The 15,252-nt window shown below is 73.3% G+C and carries 4 protein-coding genes; all 4 read left to right on the plus strand.

Annotated features, from left to right (window positions below; genetic code table 11):
• Window positions 1-372: 372 nt before the first annotated feature.
• The gene (locus ACH4FX_RS34970; RefSeq protein ID WP_398485484.1) at window positions 373-11,700 is read left to right on the plus strand and encodes an amino acid adenylation domain-containing protein; all 11,328 of its coding nucleotides are present in this window, start codon (window positions 373-375) and stop codon (window positions 11,698-11,700) included.
• The gene (locus ACH4FX_RS34975) at window positions 11,697-13,553 is read left to right on the plus strand and encodes a class I adenylate-forming enzyme family protein (RefSeq protein WP_398485485.1); all 1,857 of its coding nucleotides are present in this window, start codon (window positions 11,697-11,699) and stop codon (window positions 13,551-13,553) included. Before ACH4FX_RS34970 ends, ACH4FX_RS34975 begins: the two co-directional genes overlap by 4 nt.
• Window positions 13,550-14,320: a hypothetical protein gene (locus tag ACH4FX_RS34980; RefSeq protein WP_398485486.1), complete on the plus strand. Its 771-nt coding sequence runs from the start codon at window positions 13,550-13,552 to the stop codon at window positions 14,318-14,320. The genes ACH4FX_RS34975 and ACH4FX_RS34980 overlap by 4 nt, the downstream gene beginning before the upstream one ends.
• 135 nt (window positions 14,321-14,455) lie before the next feature.
• Window positions 14,456-15,241 carry an alpha/beta hydrolase gene (locus tag ACH4FX_RS34985; protein ID WP_398485487.1) on the plus strand — a complete coding sequence of 262 codons (786 nt, stop codon included), beginning with the start codon at window positions 14,456-14,458 and terminating at the stop codon, window positions 15,239-15,241.
• Window positions 15,242-15,252 lie beyond the last annotated feature (11 nt).

Here is a 15,252-nt window from a genome sequence, read left to right on the forward strand (position 1 = left end):
GGCGGGCGCGATGCCGACGTACGCGGACGGTGGGACACCGTACTTCCGCCAAGTCGACGCCGTGCTCGCTCATCGCCGGTTCCGGAACGAAGCGATACGGCCACCGGAGGGCCCGTCCCCTCTCGCGGCAAGCGATCCGGCCCGGCGGACGTTCGACGGGAATCGTGCCGACCGGCCGGGCCTTCCACCGCGCTCACCAGCCCACTTGGGGAGGGCCGCCTAAACGTGAGATAGAACATATTGCCGTCTCTTTACCAGTTCATTGCCTTTCGTGTTTCGATGATGCGGTCCCCGTCCTCCGATCACCCCGGCCCCATCCGACGGCAGTCCGCCGGCGTCCCGCCGGCAAGACCGATGAGGATGCTCGCTCTCATGCCCGAAGTCCGTCCTGAACTGCCCCTTTCCGATGCACAACTCGGAGTCTGGCTTGCGGAGCACGCCGGCCTGAGCCGTCCCGGCGCTTACCAGTGGGCCGAGTACCTCGTTCTGGACGGCGCCGCCGACACCGGTCTCCTGGCCGCCGCGGTCCGCAGAGCGGCGGCCGACTGCGAGGCGGTCAACGTCCGTATCACCGGGGCGGCGGGGGCCACGCCGGTGCAGCAGCTGCTCCGGGACCGGGAACACTCCGTGGAGGTGGTCGATCTCCGGGGAGCATCCGACCCGGACGTCGCCGCGCTGGCGTGGATGCGGGCCGCCATGGCCGAAGCCGGAGGCAGCGACGCCGGGCCGTTGTTCCTGGGGGCCGTGCTGCGGGTCGCAGACGACCGTTCGCTGGTGTTCCACCGGGTGCACCACATCGCTCTCGACGGCGCGGGCATGGCCCAGTTCGCCGAACGCGTCGCCGAGGTCTACAGCTGTCTGTACGACGGGCGCGCCGTCCCCGGGAGCGGCTGGACCGGGCTGCGCCCCTTGTTACGTGCCGAGGCCGCTTACCGAGAAGCCGCCGAACGCGCCGCGGACCGGGACTGGTGGCTGGAACGGCTGGCCGGGCGGCCGGGCTTCCTGAGCCTCGGCACCCGACCGATGGCGGCCACGGCTGGTTCGCGGCGGTTGACCAGGGTGCTGTCGGCGGCGGAGTTCGCCGGGCTCCGGGCCGCCGCGCAGCGGCTCGGGCACCGCTGGACCCGGCTGCTCACCGCGGCGACGGCGGTCCATCTGCACGCGATGACCGGTAGCCGTGATGTCGTACTGAGTCTGCCGGTCGCCGGCCGTCCCCCTGAACTCGCCCGCGCCACGCCCGCGATGTCGGCCAACGTCCTCCCCTTGCGGCTGCGGGTCGATCCGGCGGCCGGCATCGGCGCGCTGCTCGACCAGGCCGCCGACGAGCTGCGGCTGGTGCGCCGGCACCAGCGTTACCGGGGTGAACACCTGCGGCGGGAGCTGGACTGTCCCGAGGACGGGCGGAAGTTCTTCGGCCCGGTGCTCAACATCCAGCGTTTCGACCGCCCGCTACGGTTCGGCGCGGTGACCGCGACCGTACACAACCTCCAGGCGCCACCGTCCGAGGACCTGTCGATCGTGGCCTACGACCGTGGCGACGGCGTGCTGCGCTTCGACTTCGACGCCAATCCCGCCAACCATGGCGAGGAGTTGCTGCGGGACATCGCCGACCGTTTTCTGCACGTGCTGTGGCAGGTGGCGGAGGCCGGCCGGGACACGCCGTCGGCGCGGGTGGCGGCGACCACCGTGCAGGAGCGCCGGCGCAGCGCCGTCCTGGGCACAGGCGCCCGCACATCCGCCGCGTCCCACGGCACCGCCGTCGGCCGGTTCGCCGAGCAGGTCGGCCGCACGCCCGGCGCGTTCGCGGTGCGCTCGGCCGAGACCGGTGAGCGGCTGACCTACCGCGAACTGGACGCGCGCAGTTCGGCGCTGGCCGCCGGGCTGGCCGCGCTCGGCGCGGGCCCGGAGCGGACGGTCGCGCTGCTGCTCGGCCGGTCGGTGGAGCTCGTCGTCGCGGCGCTCGCGGTGGTCAAGGCGGGCGCGGCCTACGTGCCCCTGCAACGGGACGACGCGGTCCCACGGCAGGAAGCGGTGCTGTCCGACGCGGGCGTACAGGTGCTGCTCACCGACCGGGACACCGAAGGGGACCGGATCGTCGCACAGGCCCGTGCCCAGGGGGTGCGGCAGCTGGACGTACGGGCGAGGGGAACCGGCAGCCCGGAGGTACGGGCCAGGCCGGAGGCGTTGGCGTGCGTGATGTTCACCTCCGGCTCCACGGGACGGCCCAAGGGCGTCGCGATCGCCCAGGGCGACCTGGCCGGCCTCGCCGCCGACCGGTGGTGGGCCGAAGGCGGCGCGGAACGGGTGCTGTTGCACTCGCCGCACGCCTTCGACGCGTTCAACCTGGAACTGTGGGTGCCCTTGCTGACCGGTGGCGAGGTGGTCGTCGCCGCGCCGGGGCGGCTCGACCCGGCCGGGCTGCCCCGGATCACGGCCGCCACGGGGCTCACCGGACTGTGGCTGACCGCCGGTCTGTTCGACGCGATCGCTGCGGACGACCCCGCGTGCCTGGCCGGGCTGCGTCAGGTCTGGACCGGCGGCGACGTGGTGTCTCCCGCGGCGGTGCGCGCCGTTCGGTCCGCGCTGCCGGACCTCACCGTCGTCAACGGGTACGGGCCCACCGAGACCACGGTCTTCGCGACCAGGTTCGCCGTCCAGGAGGCGCCCGAGGACACCGGACCGGTCCCCATCGGGGCACCGCTGGACGGCAAGCGGGTGCTGGTGCTCGATGACGCGCTGCGGCCGGTACCGCCCGGCGTGGTGGGCGAGCTGTACGTCGGGGGCGTGGGAGTCGCGCGCGGCTACCTCGGGCGGGCGGCCGCGACCGCCGAACGCTTCCTCGCCGACCCCTCCGGCCCGCCCGGCGCCCGCGTCTACCGCACCGGCGACCTGGCGCGCTGGAACCACGACGGACGGCTGGAGTTCGCCGGCCGGGCCGATGGGCAGGTCAAGCTCCGCGGCTACCGGATCGAACCGGGCGAGATCGACGCCGCGTTGCTGGCCGAGCCCGGCGTACGGCAGGCCGCGACCGTCCTGCGCGAGGACCGGCCCGGAGTGCGGCGACTGGTCTCCTACGTGGCCGCCTCGGGCGATACGGCGGCGCTGCGCGGGGCCCTGGCGGACCGGCTGCCCCCGTACATGGTGCCGTCGGCCGTGGTGGCGGTGGAACGGCTGCCGCTGACCCGCAACGGCAAGCTCGACCGGGCCGCGCTGCCCGCTCCGGACGCCGGTGACGCGGCCCCGTCCAGGGCCCCTCGTACCGCCGTGGAACGCCGGCTGGCCGAGCTGTTCGGTGACGTCCTCGGCCTGCCGGACGTCCCGCTCGACCGGGACTTCTTCCAGCTCGGCGGCGACAGCATCAAGGCGATCCAGCTCGCCGGTGCGGCTCAGCGGGCCGGTCTGGCCGTCACCACCCCGGACGTGTTCCGTACGCCCACCGTCTCCGGCCTGGCCGGCGCCGCCGAGGCGGGGCGGCCGGAGCCGCGGCACCGGGTCACGCTGGGCGACGCGGACGACCCCACGGTCCCGCTGACACCCATCATGCACTGGCTGCGCGAACGCGGCGGACCCATCGACGGCTTCGTCCAGTCGCTGACCGTACGCACTCCGGCGGGCATCACCGGAGCGCAGGTGCGCGCGGTGGTGCAGGCGCTGGTCGACCGGCACGGCATGCTGCGGCTGTCACTGACCACGGTGGACGGGCTGTGGGCCCTGGACGTGCTGCCCAGTGCCACCGTGGAGCTGAACCGGCCCGACACCGTGCTCCACCCCGGGCACGGGCAGGTGGTGCATGCGAGGTGGCGGGATGCCGGGCCGGCGGAACGGGGCGAGCTGACCCTCACCGTCCACCATCTCAGCGTCGACGGGGTCTCCTGGCGCATCATCCAGGAAGATCTCCGGACCGCGTGGGAGGCCGTCCGGCACGGGCGCCCACCCCGCCTGCCACCGGCGGGAACCTCCTTCCCCCAGTGGGCGAAGGCCCTGGTCCAGTACGCGCACCACCCGTCCGTGCTGGCGGAATTCTCCCGATGGCGGAAGACACCCGAGGACCCGCCGGTCGCCGGCCGCGCCCTGGACGGCGCGGTGGACACCGAGGCCACCCGGCGCCGGCATACGGCCACCCTGCCCGGCGCACTCGCCGCGCGTCTGGTGTCCGACGCGACCGCGGCCTTCGACTGCTCGGTGCACGAACTGCTGCTGACCGCGTTCGCCCTGGCCGCCGCCGACTGGCGGCAGGGGCCGGACGCACTGCTGGTCGACCTCGAAGGCCATGGGCGCGAGGAGTTCGCCGCCGATCTGGACCTGTCCCGCACGGTCGGCTGGTTCACCACGCTGTTCCCCGTAGTGCTCGATCCGGGATGTTCCTGGGCGCAGGCCCGCACCGATCCGGCAGCGCTGGACAGCGCGGTGGCCATGGTCCGGTCCTGCGTACGGGACGCCGCGCGCACCGGGCTGGCTTACGGTCTGCTGCGCCACCTCAATCCGCAGAGCGGACCGGTGCTGGCCGCCCGGCCGGCACCGCAGTTCGCCTTCAACTACCTGGGCCGGTTCGACGTCGGCGGTGACGGCGACTGGGCAGTGGCGGCCGGAACCGCGGTGCTCGGCGCGCCGGCCGGCGGCGGATTGGCGATGAGCCACGCCGTGGAACTCGACGCGGTGCTCGCCGACCACCCGGACGGTCCCCGGCTGGTGGCGAACTGGTCCTGGCCGGACGGGCTGCTCGCCGAAGAGCGGGTCGCCGAGCTGGGGCGACGGTGGTTCGACGTGCTGGCGGCCCTGGTGCACCGGGCCCGCGCGCGGGCGACGGGTGAACTGCCGTTGCCGCCGCTGGCGCAGGGGCTGCTGTTCCATTCGCTCTACGACCATGACGGTGCGGACCCGTACCTCGTCCAGTTCGTCTTCGAACTCCGCGGGGCGCTGGATTCCGCCGCGCTGCGCGACGCGCTCCACCGCCTGCTGCTGCGCCATCCCCAACTCGCCGCGGGCGTCCGGCACGGCCCGTCGGGACGCCCCACGCTGGTGGCCGCCCCGGACTTCACCGTGGAGTGGCAGGAAGTACCGGCGCACGAGGACCTCGAACGTTTCCTGGACGCCGACCGCAGGCGGCGCTTCGACCTGACCAGTCCCCCGCTGGTCCGCGCGGCCCTGCTGCACCGAGCCGACGACCGGCACACCTTCGTACTGACCACACACCACCTCCTGCTGGACGGCTGGTCCATGCCGATCCTGATCAGGGAGCTGTTCTCGCTCTACGCCGGCCGCGCGCTGCCGCCCGCGGCGCCGTACCGCGACTTCCTCGACTGGCTGGCGACGAGGGACTCCCGCGCGGACGAGGCCGCCTGGCGCGCGCTGCTCTCCTCCGTGGACGGCCCGACGCTGGTCGGCGGAGCGGGACGGCGCGGATCGGCCGCGGCCCGCCACACACTGACGGCGGAGCTGGACGGCACCACAAGCGCGCGTATCGACGCCGTGGCGCGGCAGCACGGGCTGACCTCCAACGTCGTCGTACAGCTGGCGTGGGCCGTCCTGCTCGGCACGCTGACCGGCCGTGACGACGTGGTCTTCGGCGCGACGGTCTCCGGCAGGCCAGCGGAGCTGCCCGGCTCGGAGCACATCGTCGGCCTGTTGATCAACACCATCCCGGTGCGGGTCCGCCTCGACCCGCACCGGCCGGTCGCCGAATCCCTCGCCGGACTGCGCGCCCAGCAGCTGTCCATGCTGGACCACCAGCACGCCGACCTGACGCGATTGCAGTCGATCGCCGGACATGCCGAACTCTTCGACACGGTCCTGGTCTTCGAGAACTACCCGGTCGACGGGAACGCACTGCGCGGTGCCGTGCCCGGCCTGGAAATCCATGACATCCAAGGGCGGGACGGCACGCACTATCCGCTGACGCTCATCGCCATGCCGGGCGACGGATGCCTGCGGCTCCGCCTCGACCACAGCACCGACCTGTTCGGCGAGGAGGAGGCCCGCCGTCTGCTCGACCGCCTCAGCGCGCTGCTCCACCAGATCACCGCGCGGCCGGAGGCGCGGCTGGGGCAGCTCGACCTGCTGCTGCCGGACGAACGCGATGACCAGAAGGAACCGGCCGATGCCGAGGCGGAGCCCGTCCCGACCACCCTGGCCGGGCTGTTCGAGGAACAAGTACGCCGTCGGCCGACGGCCCCGGCCCTCACCTGCGGGGACACCACTCTGTCGTACGGGCAGCTCAACGCGCGGGCCAACCGCCTTGCGCGGCTCCTCGTCGCGCGCGGGGCCGGACCCGGACGCCTGGTTGCCCTGCGGCTCGGACGTTCCGCGGACCTCGTGGTCACGGTACTGGCCGTACTGAAGTCGGGAGCCGGCTATCTGCCGCTGGACCCCGCCCACCCCGAGGAGCGGGTACGGCAGGTGCTGGCCGACGCCGCTCCCGTGCTTCTCGTGACCGGCGAGCCGGTCGCGGTCCCCCACGCGCAGATCGTGCTCGACGGCAGCGATCCGGCCGCCCGCTACCCGGCGGAAGACCTGGACCTGCCCGTGCACCCCGACAGCGTCGCCTACGTGATCTACACCTCGGGGTCCACCGGGGCGCCCAAGGGCGTCGTGGTGTCGCACCGGAATGTCGCCCGGCTGCTCACGGTGACCGACACCCGGTTCGGCTTCGGTGACGACGACGTGCACACGCTGTTCCACTCCTACGCCTTCGACGTCTCGGTCTGGGAGCTGTGGACGGCGCTGGGCCGCGGGGGGCGTCTGGTGGTGGTGCCGGACGACGTCGTCAAGTCGCCACGGGAATTCCTGGAACTGCTCGCCCGGGAACGGGTCTCCGTACTCAGCCAGACGCCCTCGGCGTTCTACCAGCTCATGCGGGCCGAAGCGGAGGCGGGGCCGCGGCTGCCCGCGCTGCGGGCCGTCGTGTTCGCCGGTGAGGCGCTGGACCTCGCACGCGTTCGCTCCTGGCACGGACCCGGCCGGCCGAAGCTCGTCAACATGTACGGGATCACCGAGACCACCGTGCACGCGACCCACATCGAGCTGACCGACCCCGACGAGGCCGCCGGCGTCATCGGCACCGCGCTGCCCGACCTGCGCCTGCACCTGCTGGACCACGCGCTGCGGCCGGTCCCGCCGGACTGTCCCGGTGAGATCTACGTGGCGGGCCCCGGGGTGACGCGGGGCTACCTGGGGCGGCCGGGGCTCACCGCCAGCCGGTTCGTCGCCGATCCCTTCGGCGCGCCCGGTACCCGGATGTACCGCTCCGGGGACCTGGCGCGACGCCGGGCCGACGGCACGCTGGAGTATCTGGGCCGGGTGGACCAGCAGGTGAAGATCCGCGGTTATCGGATCGAACCCGCGGAGATCGAGCACGTTCTCGAACAGCACCCCGCCGTGGACCGCGCCGTGGTGCTCGCCGACGCGGACGCCGACGGCGGCAGGCTGCTCTGCTACGCCGTGACGAAGGGCGAGCCGTCCCCCGCCGAGCTGCGCGCATACGCCCGGACGGTGCTGCCGGCGCACATGGTGCCCGCGTTCGTCCTGCCGGTCGACGAGATTCCGCTGACCGGCAACGGCAAGCTGGACCGCAGGGCCCTGCCGAGGCCGGAGGCGGCGCTCCGGGTGTCCCGCCCGCCCGAGAACGCGGCGGAACGGCTGCTGTGCAGGCTGTTCGCGGAAACGCTGGGAATGCGCGAAGTCGGCGCGGAGGACAGCTTCTTCGACCTGGGCGGGCATTCGCTGCTGGCCACCCGCCTGATCAACAGGGTGCGTGCGGAGACCGGCCGCGAGCTGAGCATCCGTACCCTGTTCGACGCACCGGTCGTCGCCGACCTGGCGCAGCGCTTGCCGGAGCCGGCCGGCACAGCGCGTGCCGGGCTCGCCACGGCCGCGCGCCCGGAGCGGATTCCGCTCTCCCCCGCGCAGCGCCGGCTGTGGTTCTTCCACCGGTTCGCCGGGCCCAACCCGGTGTACAACATGTCCTTCGCGGTCCGGCTGAGCGGCCCTCTGGCGGCGGACCACCTGCACGCGGCGCTCGACGACGTACTCGCCCGGCACGAGAGCCTGCGCACCACCGTCACCGAGTTCGACGGCGAGCCCTACCAGCGCATCGGCACGGGTACGGAACTGTCGTTCCGGACGGTGTCCACCTCGGAGGCCGAGCTTCCCGGCCTCCTCGCCGACGCGGCCGCCCACGCCTTCGACCTGGCCGCCGAACTCCCGGTCCGGGCCCTCCTCCTCGAAACCGCGCCCGAACGGCACGTACTGCTGATCCTGCTGCACCACATCGCCGCCGACGGCTGGTCGCTGGCCCCGCTGGCCCGCGACCTCTCCACCGCCTACCGGGCACGCGCCACGGGCAGGGCCCCACAGTGGGCGAGCCCGCCCGTACAGTACGCGGACTACACCCTCTGGCAGCGCGGTCTCGACCTCCGCGCCGGCATCGCGTACTGGACGGAGGCGCTGCGCGGCGCTCCGGAGGTACTGCCCCTGCCGCTCGACCACCCCAGGCCGCCGGTGTCCGCGCACCGCGGGGAGACCGTCGGTTTCACGCTGGACGCCGGCCTGCACGCGCGGCTCGTCCGGCTCGCGCGGTCGGCCGGGACCAGCTTGTTCATGGTGATGCACGCCGCGATCGCGGTGCTGTTGTCACGGCTCGGCAGTGGGGAGGACATCCCCATCGGCACCCCCGTGGCCGGGCGCCACGATGACGCGCTGCACGAGACCGTCGGCTGCTTCGTCAATACGGTGGTGCTGCGTACGGACCTCAGCGGCATGCCGACGTTCGCCGAGGTGCTGGAGCGGGTCCGGACCACCGACCTCGACGCCTTCGCCCATCAGGAAGTGCCCTTCGAGCAGGTGGTGGAGGCGGTCAACCCGCCACGCTCGCTGTCCGCCCACCCCGTCTTCCAGGTGATGCTGGCCTTCCAGGACACGCCGCCCGCCGCGTTCGACATGCCGGGGCTGCGCGTCGAGCCGGTCGCTGCGCACGGCGGTGCCTCCCGTCTGGACCTGCTGTGGAGTCTGCGTCAGCACCACGGCGCCGACGGCACGGAAGCCGGTGTCGAAGGGGAGCTGGAGTACGACACCGAACTGTTCACCCCGGCCTCCGCACGGCGGCTGCTCGCGCGGCTGGAGGGGCTGCTGAGCGCGGTGGTGGCCGAGCCGCACCACCGGATCGCCGACCTCCCGGTCCTTGTCGCCGGTGAGCGGGAGCGGCTGACCGAGCGCTGGAACGCCACCGACCACGACGTGCCCACCACCACCGTGGCCGAACTGTTCGCGGCGCAGGTGCTCCGTACGCCCGGCGCACCGGCCGTACGGCACGGGGACACCGTGCTCACCTACCGGGAGCTGTCCGAGCGCGCGGCTCGCATCGCGGCACAGCTCAAGGCCCGCGGGGCCGGTCCGGGCAGTCTGGTCGCGCTGCTGCTGCGGCGTGACCCCGACCTTCCCGCCGCCCTGCTCGCGGTCCAGTCGACCGGCGCCGCCTATCTGCCCCTCGACCCCACGCTGCCGCCGCGGCGGATCGCAGCGCTGCTGGCGGACGCCCGCCCCCTGCTGGTGGTGCGCCACGACGACGGGCTCACCGTGACCGCAGGCGTCGGGGAACCGGCGCCGGTGCCGGAGAACACGGCGTACGTGACCTACACCTCGGGCTCCACCGGGCAGCCGAAGGGGGTCGTCATACCCCACAGTGCGCTGGTGAACCTGCTGTTCGCCCTGCGCGAGCACCTGGCGGTCGGCGCCGCGGACCGCGTACTGGCGGCCTCGCCCGCGGGCTTCGACATGTCCAAGCCCGAGCTGTACCTCCCGCTGATCACCGGCGCCGCGATGGTCCTCGCCGACCAGGCCGCGCTGCGGGACCCCGACGAGCTGTCCGCCCTGCTCGACCGGCACCAGGTCACCGTCATGCAGGCGACCCCGTCGCTGTGGCACGTCCTCGTGACCCGGCGCCCGGACCGGCTGCGCCACATCCGCGCGGTCATCGGCGGCGAAGCGGTCCCCACCGAACTGGCCCGGACGCTGTCCGGCCACACGGCGTCGCTGCTGGCCTGCTACGGCCCGACGGAGACCACCGTCTGGTCCACCACCCACCCGGCCGGCAGCGTGGCGACCGGATGGGAGCCGCTCGGGCGTCCCCTGTGGAACACCCGGTGCCATGTGCTCGACGCCCGGCTGCGGCCGGTCCCGCCGGGGGTGACCGGTGAGCTGTACGTGGCCGGCGCGGGCGTGGCGACGGGCTACCTGCACCGGCCGGGACCGACCGCGACCCGGTTCGTCGCGGACCCCTTCGGCCCGGACGGGCACCGGATGTACCGCACCGGTGATCTCGCGTCGTGGACCGCCGACGGGGTGCTGCGCTTCCACGGCCGGACCGACGACCAGGTGAAGATCCGCGGCCATCGCGTCGAACTCGGTGAGATCGAGGCGGTACTGACCCGCCACGAAGACGTCGGCGCCGCCGCGGTGGCCGTGCACGACCGGCATGCCGACGACCGCCGTCTGGTCGGGTACGTCACCCCCGCCGACGCCGACCTGCGGTCGGTGCGGGCGCACCTGGCCCGGCACCTTCCGGACTACATGACACCCGCCCGTCTGGTCGCGCTGGACCGGCTTCCCCTCAGCGCCAACGGAAAGCTGCTGCGCGACCGGCTGCCCGAACCGGACTGGGCCGGCGCGGGCGACTCGCCACCCCCGGAGACCCTGCGCGAGCAGCTGATGTGCGAACTCTTCGCCGACGTACTGGACCTGCCCCGTGTCGGCCCCGGCGACAACTTCTTCGAGCTGGGCGGGCACTCGCTCCTGGCGGCCCGGCTGACCGACCGGGTGCGGACCGTGCTCGGACTGGAACCGACGGTCCGCAACGTCTTCGAGGCGGCCACTCCCGCCGTCTTGAGCCGTCTCCTGGAGGACGCACCACCGGAGGGCCCGCCGGCGCACCTCGTGCCGTTTCGCGCGAGCGGGACGGCGGCGCCGGTGTTCTGCGTCCACTCGCTCAGCGGCATCAGCTGGCTGTACTCGGGACTGCTGCGGCACATCGACCGCGACCACCCGGTGTACGGCATCCAGGCCGAGGGGCCCGGCGGGCTGGGCGATCTGCCCGGCACGGTCGAAGCAATGGCCGAGCGGTACGTCGCCCTGCTGCGTTCCGTACGCCCCAGCGGGCCGTACCACCTGGTCGGCTGGTCCTTCGGCGGGCTGGTCGCCCACGCGATGGCGGTCCGGCTGCACGAACTCGGCGAGCCCGCCGGAGCCCTGTTCCTGGTGGACGCGATCGCCGCCACCGCGGCCGGACCGGAAGAACCCATCGACGACCGGCGCGTCTTCCAGGTGCTGCTGACGGCCGCGGGCCTGGACGACGACCGCTGCGCCGCCGCGGGCCTCGACTTCGCCACCGTCTCGTTGCTGCTGCGCCGGGAAGGCAGCGTCTTCGCCCGGTTCACCGAGGACGACATCGGCCGCGTCATCGCGGTCTCGCGCCACAACGACAAGCTCGCACGGGCCTACCGGCCGCCGTTCTACCCGGGTGACACCACCTTCATCGAGGCGGTGGCGCACGCGCCGAGCCCTGTCGCGAACCACGAACTGTGGCGGCCCCACGTCGGCGGCGAACTGACCGTCGGCCACGTCAACGCACGCCACCACCGGGCGATGCAGCCGCAGCACGTGGACGAAGTCGGAGTCCAGCTCGGTGACCTGCTGAGGAGGCGGCGTTGACCCGTACCGGTACCGGAATCCTCGCCGAACTGCCCGCAGGTACGCGGGTGGTGATCCGGCTGCCCAACGGGCGAGACCTGGCGGACGTACTGCTCACCTGCTTCGACCTGCGTCTCGTCGCGGTCCCCCTGCCCCCGCGCACCACCGACCGGGCGGTCGCGGGCATCACCGAGCGTGTGTCCGCGGCGGTCGTGGTGGACGTCCGCGGAACGCGTCGAACCGGCCTGCCCGACGTCCACCCGGCCCCGTACGGCCTCGCCTGCATCATGTTCACCTCGGGCTCCACCGGCCCGCAGAAAGGCGTGATGCTCGGCCGGGATGCCGTGCTGGGGAACGCGGCCAAGACCGCGGCGCTGCACGGGCTGGCACCGGACCGCCCCCACGGCACCTGCCTCCCGCTGTACCACTGCAACGCGCTGGTCATGTCGCTGATCGGCACCCACCTGACCGGCACACCGCTGATCCTGCGGTCCGCCTCCGACCCGGCCGGCTACTTCGCCGCGCTCCACGCCGCCGGGGCCAGGACCGCGTCCATCGTGCCCGCGCTGCTGGCGGACCTGCTGGAGGACGGCCCCGCCTGGCCGGACGGCCTGGAGTACCTGATCACCGCGGCGGCCCCGCTGACCACCGACCTCGCCCGCCGTTTCCACCGCCGCTACGGCCCGCGCCTGCGGCAGGGCTACGGCCTGACCGAGGCGGTCAACTTCAGCTTCACCATGCCCCGGCTCGACGGCCCGGAATTCCGCCACCACTACCTGGAGCAGGTTCCCCCGGTGGGTACACCGCTGCCGGACACCGAACTGCGCCTGGAGTCCGGCGAGGTGTGGATCAGAACGCCGGACCTGATGACGGGTTACTGGCAGGACAGCCGCGCCACCGCGGCCACGGTCACCGACGACGGCTGGCTGCGCACCGGCGACCTGGGCGAACTGCGCGACGGGCTGCTGGTCCTGCGTGGCCGCGCCGGCGAGCGGATCAACCGGGGCGGGGCGAAGCACCACCCACTCGACCTTGAGCACGGCTGGCGCGGGGCCGGCCTGACCGGCCGGTTCGCGGCGGTCGCGGTGGACGAGCCCGCACTGGGCCAGGACATCGGCCTGGTCGCCACGGACCAGCCCGTCTCCGCCGTACGCGCCCTGTACGAACGGGCGCCGCTGCGGCCGTCGGCGATCCAGTTCGGCGGGTTCCTGGCGACTTCCACCGGCAAACCCCGGCGCAAGGCGATGAGCCGGGTCCTCGCCGCGCGCCGGCTGGCTCCCGCGCGCTACGAACGCCTGCTGCGCTACGCCGCGGCCACCGCACACGACCTGCTGCGCTCGGGAGCCGAGCACCCCGGCCTGCGCGCGCTGGCCGCGCAGGGCGGAACCCGCCCGCACCCGGCCGACGAGGCCGTCTACGGCGCCTTCGACTTCCTGCGCGAGCACTGGCACACCGCTGACGACGCGGAACTGTCCCAGGCCAAGGCACGGTGGCGTACGGTGCTGCTCGCCGAGTGGCCCCTGGCCGTACACGCGGAACTCGCCGCGGAAGTGGCGGCGCGCCACGGGTTCGAGGGGCCACCCGTGCCGCTGGGCACCGAGGCCCGCCTCGGTGACGGAGCGCTGCGCGTACTCCCGCACGGGCCCGCGGCCGACGGCCCGGTGTGGCCACTGAGCCCGCTGCTGACCTTTGTGGACGGTCCCACCGGGGGCGGTGGGACGGACCGCTGGGCCCAGCTGATCCGGCTGCGCGAGGGCGGGTTCCTCACCACGGGCTGCTCGGTGCTGCGCGCCGGGCGGCACGACCTGGGCGGCGTGCTGTGGGCACGGCAGCCGGATTCCGGACCGAACGAGCACACGGGAGCGACTGGATGACCCGAGGCACCGAAACGACCGGCCGGATGAAACGCTCCCCCGACGACGAGGACGAGATCCTCGACGTCCGGCGGCACCGGGACCCCGACCGGAACCGGCTCACCCCGGTGGTGCGACTGCCCCCGCAGGCCGCCCTGAGCGTGGTCGAGGCCCTTGCGGAGCTGGTCCGGGCGGCGCACCGCGGGGAGGAGGCGAACCCGCCCCCGGCCGGCGCGCTCAAACAGGCGCAGGAATTCGAGGAAGGCGACGTCTTCATGCTGGAGCCGCCCTTCGAGGGCTTCTTCGCCGACCGCTACCTGATGGACTTCTACGACACCGCCGAGCGCGACATCTGCTCGCGCATGCACCTGCACACCGGACTGCGGTTCGTCCGCATGATGACGGGCCCGGGGACCACGATCCGGGTCTCCAGCCTGTCCCCGATCACCGTACGGCCCACGGCGGCGGGCTGGTCCGGCCCGCTGAGCACGTTCACCGACGCGCTCCCCGGAACGCCCGCCGGGGAGCGCCGGGACCGGCACAACGTGATCGTGCCGCCGAATTCCTGGGTGGACATGCAGATCCCGCGCGGGGTGTCCCACCAGTTCAACGCGGTGGGCCCGCACGCGGTGATCGACTCGGTGCATCCGGAGGAGTCCATCGAGACGCTGCGCGAGGGAATGTCGGGGTACCGGATGATGGCGCAGACCATCTTCCTCGCCGAGGACAGGAGCCCTGCCGCCACCTGCGCCGACATCAGTGGGCCGAACGGCGGCGAGCACCGGTGACCTTGCCCGGCGGTCCTGTCCGGGCGGTCACGGACGCGGGACGGCGGGGTGCGGGCTCCGACGCCCCGCGCCCTGTGTCATGGTGGCCGATGAGATCGCTGGGACCGCCGCCGGACCGCTGTACCGGGAAATGCCATGGGTGCCGTCACACGGAAGACCGTGCACGCCGCTGACGGCGAACAACTGAGTCTCTACACCGTGAGGCCGCAGCACGAGCGCGTCGGAGCCCACGGCGTCGTCATCATGCATGGTGCCGGCACCGGCGGCAAAGAGCGGAACCTGCCGTTCGCCGAGGACTTCGCCGCGTACGGGCATCCTGCCGCAGCGCTGGACTTCTCGGGACACGGGGAGAGCACCGGGGAGCTGCGGGCCCTCAGCCTCAGGCGGCGGCGCGACCAGGCCGCCGCCGTGATCGACGAGTTCTTCGACGCCGCCCGCCCGCTGATTCTGGTCGGCTTCAGCATGAGCGGCCAGACCGTCGCCGACCTGGTGGACCTGTACGGCGGCCGGGTGACCGCCATCCTCCTCTGCGCCCCGGGGATCTATGCGCAGGACGCCTGGGACGTGCCCTTCGGCGCCGGCTTCACCGAGCTGATCCGGCGACCGGAGAGCTGGCGTGCCAGTCAGGCCCTGGACACCTACGCGCGCTTCGACGGCCGCGCGCTCCTCGTCGTACCGGAACAGGACGCGGTCATCCCCCACGGTGTGACCGAACTCCTCCGCAGCGCGCTGGCCACCCGCGCGGACTTCGCCACCCTGCGGCTCGTGGGGGCCGGCCACCAGCTCGGAAGCTGGCTGGCCGGCCGTCCGGAAGCCCGCAGGAACGTCATCAGCACGTTGCTGCGGCCACAGTCGTACGGTCGCGCCCCACGGGCAGGGGCGCGACCGGCTGAGGGCCCTGTGGAACTGACGTCCTCCTGAGCCCCGAAGCG

It is taken from the genome of Streptomyces sp. NPDC018019 (assembly GCF_044327805.1).
In the GTDB taxonomy this organism is placed as follows: Bacteria; Actinomycetota; Actinomycetes; order Streptomycetales; family Streptomycetaceae; genus Streptomyces.

Excerpts from the sequence above, each read along its gene's own strand:
- ACH4FX_RS34985 (WP_398485487.1), top strand. The coding sequence starts at position 14,456 with ATGGGTGCCGTCACACGGAAGACCGTGCACGCCGCTGACGGCGAACAA.
- ACH4FX_RS34970 (WP_398485484.1), top strand. The coding sequence starts at position 373 with ATGCCCGAAGTCCGTCCTGAACTGCCCCTTTCCGATGCACAACTCGGA.
- ACH4FX_RS34980 (WP_398485486.1), top strand. The coding sequence starts at position 13,550 with ATGACCCGAGGCACCGAAACGACCGGCCGGATGAAACGCTCCCCCGAC.